This is a genomic window from Mycolicibacter sinensis, from assembly GCF_001673565.1.
In the GTDB taxonomy this organism is placed as follows: domain Bacteria; phylum Actinomycetota; class Actinomycetes; order Mycobacteriales; family Mycobacteriaceae; genus Mycobacterium; species Mycobacterium sinense_C.
In genome coordinates this window covers 67,217-74,544 of sequence record NZ_LZMF01000026.1, presented here as the reverse complement: position 1 = coordinate 74,544, position 7,328 = coordinate 67,217, and the positions used below count along the sequence as shown (strand labels likewise).

The 7,328-nt window shown below is 68.7% G+C and carries 7 protein-coding genes; 2 read left to right on the top strand and 5 right to left on the bottom strand.

Translation table 11 applies throughout. The features are described 5' to 3' along the window. Window positions 1-75: hypothetical protein (locus A5648_RS25060; RefSeq protein ID WP_428844308.1), on the bottom strand; the 75-nt coding region annotated here is incomplete at its 3' end. A 52-nt stretch (window positions 76-127) separates the two neighbouring features. On the opposite strand from A5648_RS25060, the gene A5648_RS04690 reads away from it, so the two are divergent. After that, window positions 128-2,170: a prolyl oligopeptidase family serine peptidase gene (locus A5648_RS04690; RefSeq protein WP_065023419.1), complete on the top strand. Its 2,043-nt coding sequence runs from the start codon at window positions 128-130 to the stop codon at window positions 2,168-2,170. Window positions 2,171-2,177: 7 nt separating this feature from the next. On the opposite strand, the gene A5648_RS04685 is transcribed toward A5648_RS04690, so the two are convergent. The 4 genes from A5648_RS04685 to A5648_RS04670 are packed head-to-tail and all read right to left on the bottom strand — an operon-like array spanning window position 2,178 to window position 5,500. After that, entirely contained in the window at window positions 2,178-3,008 is an 831-nt protein-coding gene (locus tag A5648_RS04685; RefSeq protein WP_065023418.1) for a hypothetical protein, read from the bottom strand. Beyond that, window positions 3,008-4,528: an aldehyde dehydrogenase family protein gene (locus tag A5648_RS04680; RefSeq protein ID WP_065023417.1), complete on the bottom strand. Its 1,521-nt coding sequence runs from the start codon at window positions 4,526-4,528 to the stop codon at window positions 3,008-3,010. The genes A5648_RS04685 and A5648_RS04680 overlap by 1 nt, the downstream gene beginning before the upstream one ends. A gap of 52 nt (window positions 4,529-4,580) precedes the next feature. Further along, complete coding sequence (locus A5648_RS04675; protein ID WP_065023416.1) at window positions 4,581-5,111, bottom strand: mycothiol transferase; 531 nt, start codon at window positions 5,109-5,111, stop codon at window positions 4,581-4,583. Window positions 5,112-5,122: 11 nt separating this feature from the next. Beyond that, window positions 5,123-5,500: a VOC family protein gene (locus A5648_RS04670; protein WP_065023415.1), complete on the bottom strand. Its 378-nt coding sequence runs from the start codon at window positions 5,498-5,500 to the stop codon at window positions 5,123-5,125. Window positions 5,501-5,546: 46 nt separating this feature from the next. Between A5648_RS04670 and A5648_RS04665 the strand changes: the two genes are divergently transcribed. After that, entirely contained in the window at window positions 5,547-7,271 is a 1,725-nt protein-coding gene (locus tag A5648_RS04665; protein WP_065023414.1) for an N-acyl-D-amino-acid deacylase family protein, read from the top strand. Window positions 7,272-7,328: the final 57 nt, after the last annotated feature.

The window sequence follows — 7,328 nt, the reverse complement described above, 5'->3', positions numbered from 1 at the left end:
GCCGATGAAGTTCCCGTAGCGGGACTCGTAACTCATCAGTGCCCCCGCGGACCCCGGGCGTGCGAAAACGGTCATCGGTGCTGCTCCTTTCGGGTGTTGCACAACTCACACTACCGCCGACGTCACAATGGCTCCCATGCCTGCTGAACCTGCTGCTGACCCCTATCTCTGGCTGGAAGACGTCACCGGCGATCGGTCGCTGGACTGGGTGCGCGCCCGCAACGCCCCGACCGTCGACGAATTCGCCGGGGATGACTTCGAGGCGATGCGCACCGCGGCCTTGGAGGTGCTCGACACCGATGCCCGGGTGCCCTACGTGCGGCGCCGCGGGGAGTTCCTCTACAACTTCTGGTGCGACGCCGCCAACCCGCGCGGGCTGTGGCGGCGCACCACGCTGGACAGCTACCGCAGCGACGCCCCGGACTGGGACGTGATCATCGACGTCGACGCGCTGGGCCGCGCCGACGACACCAATTGGGTGTGGGCCGGCGCCAACGTGATCGAACCCGAGCTCACCCGGGCACTGGTGTCGCTGTCCCGGGGCGGCTCGGACGCTGTGGTGGTGCGCGAATTCGACATGACCACCCGCGAATTCGTCCCCCCTGCTTCTGGGGGTTTCCAGCTTGCCGAGGCCAAGACCCGCATCGGCTGGGAGGACGAGGACACGGTGCTGGTGGGCACCGACTTCGGGCCCGATTCGCTCACCGAATCCGGCTATCCCCGGATCGTCAAGCGGTGGCGGCGCGGGCAGACGCTCGCCGACGCCGAGACGCTGTTCGCCGGCGAGGCGACCGACGTGGTGGTGGGCGCCGGCCGCGACCGCACCCCGGGTTTCGAGCGCACCTTGGTCTCGCGGGCCGTGGACTTCTTCAACGACGAGATCTACGAGCTGCGCGGCCAACCCGGCGAAGACGAGCTGATCCGCATCGACGCGCCCACCGACGCGACGGTGTCGGTGCACCGGCAGTGGATCCTGATCGAGCTGCGCACCGACTGGGACACCGGCACGGCGTCCTATCGGGCGGGTTCGCTGTTGGCCGCCGACTATGACGAATTCCTTTCCGGCACAGCGCAGTGCAGTGTCGTCTTCGAACCCGACGCACACATCGCGCTGCATCACTACGCCTGGACCCGCGATCGGCTGGTACTGGTCACTTTGCGCGATGTGGCCAGCCACGTGGAGGTGATCACTCCCGGCGACTGGCAGCGGCGCCCGGTCACCGCAGTGCCGGCCAACACCAACACCGTGATCGCGGCCATCGACGACACCGGCGACGAGATCTTCCTTGATTCCAGCGGATTCGCTCACCCCTCGCGGCTGCTGCACGGCCCGGTCGACGGTGAGCTCACCGAGATCAAGTCCGCTCCCTCCTTTTTCGACGCCGACGGCCTGACCGTCACCCAGTACTTCGCCACGTCCAAGGACGGCACCGCCATCCCGTACTTCGTGGTACGCCCCGAAGGCGCCACCGGCCCGACCCTGCTGGGCGGCTACGGCGGATTCGAGGTGGCGCGCACCCCCGGCTACGACGGCGTTCTGGGCCGGCTGTGGCTGGAGCGCGGCGGAACGTACGTGCTGGCCAACATTCGCGGCGGCGGCGAATACGGTCCGGGCTGGCACACCCAGGCGATGCGGGCGGGCCGGCACCTAGTGGCCGAGGATTTCGCCGCGGTGGCAACCGATCTCGTGGACCGTAAGATCACCACGGTCGAGCACCTCGGCGCGGTCGGGGGCAGCAACGGCGGGCTGCTGATGGGCATCATGCTCACCGCCTACCCGCAGCTATTCGGCGCGCTGGTCTGCCAGGTGCCGCTGCTGGACATGCGCCGCTACCACCTGCTGTTGGCCGGCGCGTCCTGGGTCGCCGAGTACGGCGATCCGGATAACCCCGACGACTGGGAGTTCATCAGCGAATACTCGCCGTACCAGAATATTTCGGCCGACGCGACGTATCCCCCGGTACTGATCACCACCTCGACCCGCGACGACCGGGTGCACCCGGGCCATGCCCGCAAGATGGCCGCGGCGCTGCAGGACGCCGGACACCGGGTCGCCTATTACGAGAACATCGAGGGCGGCCACGGCGGGGCCGCCGACAACGCGCAGGCGGCGTTCAAGTCCGCGCTGAGTTTCTCGTTCCTGTGGCGGATGCTGGGCGGATCGGCCTGAAAACGGGTCAGGCCTTGCGCAACCCGCCCAGCAGCGCGACGGCCACCCCGAGCAGTACCAGCACCGCCCCGGCCGCCAGGGTCAGATTGAGCCAGAGGTGCAGGCTGTCTTCGGCCAGATCCACGACGACATCGGCGATCCGGCGGATGTCGCCGGTCGCCTGGTTGAGCACCTGGTTCAGATAGCGCCGCGCCACCTCGATCCCCGACCAGCCCGCCGCGCCCACCAACAGCCCCGACACACCGAGGCTCGCCAAGGCCCGGCCGCGATGACGTGCCGCGGCGAGCGTCAAGACCGCGCACAAACCGGTCAGTGCGACAAGCACCAGGCTCAGCCACGGCCCCCACACCGCCAGGCGGTGCAATCCGCCGGGACGCGCCACCTCGGTGGACGTCGGCGTCAGCGGAATGGACATCGACGCCGGTAGGGCAATGTGGTAGTCGGACAGCAGCTGCGCAAACGCCTTGTCCCGCAACATCGGTACCACATCGATCTCCCACGGCCCGGTGTCGGCGCCGCTGAGCAGCCAGTCGTGACCGTCGGAGTTCACCTGCACGAACTGCCGGGGAAACGACGGCCCGGCGGTGTATTCGGCGGCGGCCTCGCGTACCGGGGAGGGATCGAGGGGGAACCCCTGCGCACGGATCAGCCGCACCGTCTGGGAGGTCAGTTCGGCGGCAACCGCGTCCTGCAGCGCAGGTTGGGCGGCTGCCCGCTGCGCCAGCCGCGCGTACCCGTCGGCGTCGATCAGGTTGCACTGCGCCCATGCCGTCGGCAGGGTCACCGCAAGCGCGGCGGTGGTCAGCAACCAGAACAGCGCCGCGGTGAGGAAGCGCACTACTTCGCCGTGCGGCGCGGCCGCGCCAGCGCCATCCGGGTCATCAGCCCGTTCATCCGGGCCAGCGCTTTGAGCGAATTGTGGTAGTAGTTACCGCCCGCACCGACGTTGGTGCGCGGCGCCACGACGACTTCCTGCCGGCAGAACTTGCGGATCCCGTCGACGCCGCCGAACCGCGCGCCGATACCCGAGGTCTTCCAGCCGCCCATCGGGGCCGTCGTGCACATCAGGTTCGAGATCACGTCGTTGATGTTCACCGCACCGCAATCCAGTTGGACGGCAATGTCTTTGGCGCGTGCGACGTCGCGGGAGAACACCGAGGCACTCAGCCCGTAAGGGCTGTCGTTGGCAAGGCGGATCGCCTCGTCCATGCTGGCGACCTTCATGATCGGCAGGGTCGGACCAAAGGTCTCCTCGGTCATGCAGGCCATCGAGTGGTCGACGTCGACGAGCACTGTGGGCGGGTAGAAACTGCCTGGGCCGGTGGCGCGTTCGCCGCCGGTCAGCGCGCGGGCTCCGGCGGCCACCGCCTCTTTGACGTGGCGTTCGGCGATGGCCAGTTGCTGGTCGCTGATCAGCGACCCGAAATGCGTGCCCTCGCCGGTACCCATCTGCAGCGCCTGCACGTCGCGGACGACCGCGGCCACGAACTTGTCGTAGACCGGTTCCAGCACATACACCCGCTCGACCGAGACACAGGTCTGCCCGGCGTTGAACATCGCTCCCCACACCGCGGCGTGCGCGGCCAGGTCGATGTCGGCGTCCTCGCACACGATCATCGGGTCCTTGCCGCCCAGTTCGAGGCTGACCGGCACCAGCCGCCGCGCGGCCCGCTCGGCCACCTTGCGCCCGGTGCCGGTGGACCCGGTGAACTGCACGTAATCAGAGTTGTCGATCACCGCTTCGGCCACCTCGCGGGCGCCCTGCACCACCGCAAACACGTCCGGACCACCGGCGGCCTGCCAGCCCTCGCGCAGCAGTTCCGCGGTCAGCGGGGTCTGCTCGGAGGGCTTGAGCAGCACCGCGCAGCCGGCCGCCAAGGCGCCGATCGCGTCCATCAACGCGTTGGCCACCGGGTAGTTCCAGGGCGCGATCACGCCGACCACCGGACGCGGCCGATAGTGCACGCTGATCTTCTTGATCGCCATCAGCGGTAGCGACGCCGGCCGGGTCTCGGGGGCCACCGCCTTGTCCATCACCTTGATCACGTACGACAGGATCATGATCAGCAGCGGCACCTCTTGGGCCGCGTCGGTGCTGGACTTGCCGGTCTCGGCGATCAGCAGCCGCTCGATCTCGTCCCGGTGCTCGCCGAGCCACACCGCGAAGCGGGCCAACGCCTTGGCCCGCCCCTTGGCGCCGCGGCGCTCCCATTCCCGCTGGGCGGTGCGCAGGCCGGCGGCGATCGCTTCGACGTCGGACGGATCGGTCCAGTGCACCTCACCGGCGACCGCCCCGGTGGCGGGGCTGAGCACGGTGTCGGTGCCGGACAGGGCGGGAGCGGGCGCGGTGGTGGTCATGGCGCCATATTAGTCCCGGTTGTGACCCCGGTCGCACCCCCCTCGACAGGTGTCAAGTTTTGCTGGGCGCGATCCCCCGCAGGTACGCGGCCTGCCCCAGGTGCTGGGCGCAGTCATCGATGACGCTGACCAGTCGCACGCCGGCCGTCACCGGCGGATTCCAGTGCTTGTCGACCACCCGGGCCAGTTCCTCGGCGGTGATGCCGTCGACATAGTCCAAGGTCAGCTGGTGCACACCGCGGTAGTAGCCGGCCAGCAGCTGAGCCGGGACGCGGACCTTGGCGACGTCGGCCGCGCTGTGGCCGTACCCGCTGTCGTCGCGCGGCAGGTCCAGTCCGAACCGGTCGACCCAGCCGTCGCGGGTCCAGGCCTGCTCGACCCCGGCGACCTGGGCGACTTGGATGTCCTGCACCCGGGCGCTGTGCCAAAGCAGCCAGGCGATGCTGTTGGCCTCCGGCGTCGGCCGATAGGTGGCCACCCCGTCGGTGAGCCCGTCGGTGACTTCGTCGACGTGTTCGAGCAACCGGGTGAACGCGTCGCGGAGCAGGTCCCGCAGAGCGGCGGACGTGTCGGTACCAGTCATACCGCCCGACGCTACGCCTGGTGACAGACCGCCTCGACATTGTTGCCGTCCGGATCACGGACGAAGGCGCCGAAGTAGCCGGGGTGGTACTCGGGCCATAGCCGCGGCGCGTGCAGCGACTCCGCACCGAGTTGCACGGCGGTGTCGTAGAACGCCTGCACCTGCGCGTGGTCCGCGGCGCTGAACGCGACGTGGACCTCACGGTTCGGGCCGGAAGCGTCCCCGGCGCCGGCATCGGCGATCCAGAAGGCGGGGTGCCCGTCTCGGCCGTATCCGATCGCGACGCCGACATCCAATTGGCGGGTGTAGCCCAGGACGGCGAGCACCGCGTCGTAGAACTGCTGCGATCTGGCGTAGTCGGTGCAGTTGATGCCCACGTGGTCGATCACGCAAGACATCCTTCCATGAGTTAACGCGCGGTCGTAGATTAACTAGATGAGCTTCGACCTCGTGGTCCGCAACGGCACGATCGTCGATGGGCTGGGCGGCGATCCGTACGTCGGCGATGTGGCCGTGCGCGAGGGCATCATCGTTGAGGTTGGTACCGCGACCGGCGACGCGCGGCAGGTTATCGATGCGCACGGACGGCTGGTCACACCGGGTTTCGTCGACCTGCACACCCACTACGACGGGCAGTCGATCTGGTCGGATCGACTCAATCCCTCTTCGGCACACGGGGTGACGACCGCGTTGATGGGCAACTGCGGGGTGGGGTTCGCGCCGTGCCGCATCGCCGATCACGACGTGCTGGTCGACCTGATGGCCGGCGTCGAGGACATTCCCGGCGTGGTGATGACCGACGGCCTGCCGTGGACATGGGAGACCTTCCCGGAGTTCATGGATGCCCTCGACGCGCGGCAACGCGATATTGACGTGGCGGCGTTCCTGCCGCATTCGCCGCTGCGGGTCTACGTGATGGGACAACGCGGGGTCGACCGCGAGCCGGCCACACCGGCGGATCTGGCCAGGATGCGCGAGCTGGCCCGCGAAGCCACCGAGGCTGGGGCACTGGGCTTTTCGTCGTCACGGCTGATCACCCACCGCACTCGGGCCGGAGCCAAGATCCCCAGCTACAACGCCGCCTACACCGAGATCCGCGAGATCGGCCGCGGCATCGCCGACGGCGGCGGGGGGCTGATCCAGTTCGTCCCCGACCTGCCCAATGGGGCGTATCAGCCGGTCCTGCAGCAGGTTTTCGACGCGGCCACCGACGCGGGCCTTCCGGTCACCTTCACCTTGCTGATCGGCAACGCCGGCAAGCCGCTGTGGCGCGAGGCGATCACCATGGTGGAGAAGGCGAACGGCTCCGGCGCCGCGATCACCGCCCAGGTCTTCCCCCGCCCGGTCGGGCTCATGATCGGTTTGGACCTGAGCTTCAACCCCTTCGTGCTGTACCCGCGCTACCAGGAGATCGCCGGCCTGCCGCTCGCAGAACGGGTCGCAGAAATGCGTAAACCAGAAGTGCGGCAACGGATTCTGGCTGATGCGCCCGCTATCGTTCCGGCCAATCCGATCGCGTATCTGGCGCAGTCCTGGGACTGGACGTACCCGCTGGGCGATGACGCCGACTACGAACCGGATCCGTCGAACAGCATTGCGGCCCGCGCCAGGGCGCGTGGCGTCTCCCCGGTCGAGGAAGCCTACGACCGCCTACTCGACGACGACGGGCACGCGATCCTGCTGGACGCGCTGGCCAACTTCGAGAACAACTCGCTGGACACCGTCGGTGCGCTGATGCGCCGCGAGGACGTGGTGCTGGGCCTGGGCGACGGCGGTGCCCACTACGGAATGATCTGCGACTCAAGCTTCCCCACCTATGTGCTGACGCACTGGGCGCGTGACCGCGCCGCCGGTCGGCTCAGCGTTGCCGAGGCGGTCCGCGAGCTGACGTCCGTGCCCGCCCGAACCGCCGGACTCGACGACCGGGGCCGGATCGCGGTCGGCTACAAGGCGGACCTCAACGTCATCGATCACCAGCGCCTGCAGCTGCACAAGCCGGTGGTCACCTATGACCTGCCCGCCGGGGGGCGCCGGCTCGACCAGACCGCCGACGGCTACGTGGCGACGATCGTCGCCGGTGAGATCATCTCCGAGAACGGCAAACCCACCGCGGCGCGCCCTGGCAAGCTGGTGCGCGGCCGCCGGCCCGCGCCGGCCTGATTCCCCCTGGCCTACCCCAGCCGGTTGTGTGGTTTTAGACGCAATACGCCGGTTGCC